Genomic DNA, 2,286 nt, shown 5'->3' with positions numbered 1-2,286 from the left:
TACCGAGAACTGGATCGGCGCTCACGAACGCCAAGATGAGACCGTGAGAAAGGCGCAAGAACTCGGCACTCTCGAGGACGTTAAGGAAGCTCTGCATAACCCTTCGTTCATACACGGTAAGTAGTACTATCACATAAGCGACGACTTGGAGATGTCACGATGACGCAGCTTAATCTCGGCTTGAACCTGTCAACCAAGCGCACGCGCAAGCGGGAGTTTCTGGACGACATGAGACGAGTGGTGCCGTGGTCGAGGCTGATTGCGTTGATCGAGCCGCATTATCCGAAGGGGAAAACTGGACGTCCGCCATTTCCGGTGGCAACAATGCTGCACATTCATTTCATCCAGCAGTGGTTTGGTCTTTCGGATCCGGCAATGGAAGAAGCCCTCTACGACGTCCCGCTGTATCGCGAGTTCGTGGGCCTTGATGGTGGGATGACCCGTCTCCCCGACGAAACGACGATCTTGCGGTTTCGGCACCTACTTGAAATACATGGTATCGCTGCGCAGATCCTGGCGGTGGTCAACGAAATATTGAGCAACAAGGGACTGATGCTTAAAGCGGGTTCAGCTGTCGACGCCACGTTGATCGCGGCGCCCAGCTCGACCAAGAACGGCTCGGGCACACGCGACCCTGAGATGCAGTCGACCCAGAAAGGCCGAAATTGGTATTTCGGCATGAAAGCGCATGTGCGACCTGAAAGTCGCTTGAATTTCTGTCTAACTCAACGAGCTGTGCGTTGTGATTAAACCGGTTGTTCCATCAACCGTTCCCTACCCAGACATGCGGAGCCGGTAACAGCTCGGTGTGAAGCTCTGGGGACAATGTAACCGCCGATCTATTTCGGTACGCCGACCCGCGAGGGAAAGCGGAATCTGCCCGCACAAGGGTGGTGAGGGACTAGGGACGGGTGGCAACGACCAACATTGTGAACCTCTGTAAACGTCGTCATCATTGTACAAGCCAAATGTGCTGACAGGCTTGAGCCAAAATGGCGCGCGGCAAGGTATGGCCTCTGTGTGCTGGGCCATCGTGGACAGAACGCCGCCGGCGGATAGGAGGGGTCCGCCCCACTCTGAAATTCATGCGGAACAGGGTAAGTCCATAGCGCTGCCGGCAACGGCAGGCGAACCGCAAGGAACGCTGTTAGTGCTGCGGATAGAGGATTGCGGAAAAAGCGAACGCCCGGCTGTAATGGTCGAGATACGGGCTGAAACATCGTCCGACGCGAAAGCGGGCAGACTTCCGCGTGGTCATTCATGGCGAGAGAACTTGATTAATCGTTACACGAGGGAAAGCAGATGACGGCAACCGGAGGCGTTGCGCAAGCAGAGGCCATCGGGGCTGGTGCGCCCTCGCGCCCCACCCACATGTGGCTTCAGGCCGATTGGCCTCGCATCAAGGATGAGGTGAAGCGACTCCAGGCGCGTATCGCCAAGGCAACCAAGGAAGGCAGATGGGGCAAGGTCAGTGCCTTGCAGCGTCTGCTGACGCGCTCGTACAGCGGCAAAATGCTAGCCGTGAAACGAGTGACTGAGAATCGTGGCAAGAGAACGCCGGGTATCGATGGCAAGCTCTGGTCGAATCCGGCGGCCAGATGGAACGGGATGGAAGCAATGCAACATCACGGTTACCGTGCGTTGCCGCTTCGGCGCATCTACATCCCCAAGAGCAATGGCAAGAAGCGTCCGCTCGGAATTCCCCGCATGCTATGCAGAGCAATGCAGGCACTATGGAAGCTCGCGTTGGAGCCCATTGCGGAGACCTTGGCGGATCCAAACTCGTACGGGTTTCGGCCCGAACGTTCGACTGCCGATGCTATCGAATGCTGCTTTACCACTCTAGCCAAGCGCAAGTCGCCGGAGTGGATTCTGGAAGGAGACATTCGAGGTTGCTTCGATAATTTTAGCCACGACTGGACTTCAACACATTCCGATGGATAAGGTTGTCCTGCGACGATGGCTGAAAGCCGGATTTATCGACGAAGGAACCCTGTTCGCGACCGAGGCGGGGACACCCCAAGGGGGCATTATCTCACCCGTTTGACGCTGGACGGACTGGAGGCGGCAGTAGATGCAAGCGTGGGACCGACGGAACGCGCGCGCCGAAAGTTCAAGATCAACGTCAACCGGTATGCGGACGACTTCGTTGTGACCGGGGTGTCTAACACTACAGCCGTAGTTATTTTTTCCTATACTACGTTAGTATAACTACTTTGTATAGGACTATGAAAGAGATTGCTAAAGCATGGGAACGTGAACTGGATGAATTGCATGAGAGACTGG

General features: G+C 55.9%; 1 protein-coding gene and 1 pseudogene. Both read left to right on the top strand.

Annotated features, from left to right (window positions below):
* Nucleotides 1–159: 159 nt before the first annotated feature.
* Nucleotides 160–705 (top strand): annotated as a pseudogene (locus AWB81_RS42195) (IS5 family transposase); the annotation flags it as partial.
* Between the two features lie 597 nt (nucleotides 706–1,302).
* Nucleotides 1,303–1,944, top strand: a complete 642-nt coding sequence (locus tag AWB81_RS42190) for a reverse transcriptase N-terminal domain-containing protein (protein WP_235026236.1) — start codon at nucleotides 1,303–1,305, stop codon at nucleotides 1,942–1,944.
* Nucleotides 1,945–2,286: the final 342 nt, after the last annotated feature.

It is taken from the genome of Caballeronia arationis, from assembly GCF_001544975.2.
Lineage (GTDB): Bacteria > Pseudomonadota > Gammaproteobacteria > Burkholderiales > Burkholderiaceae > Caballeronia > Caballeronia arationis.
This window is presented reverse-complemented; position numbering and strand designations above follow the sequence as displayed.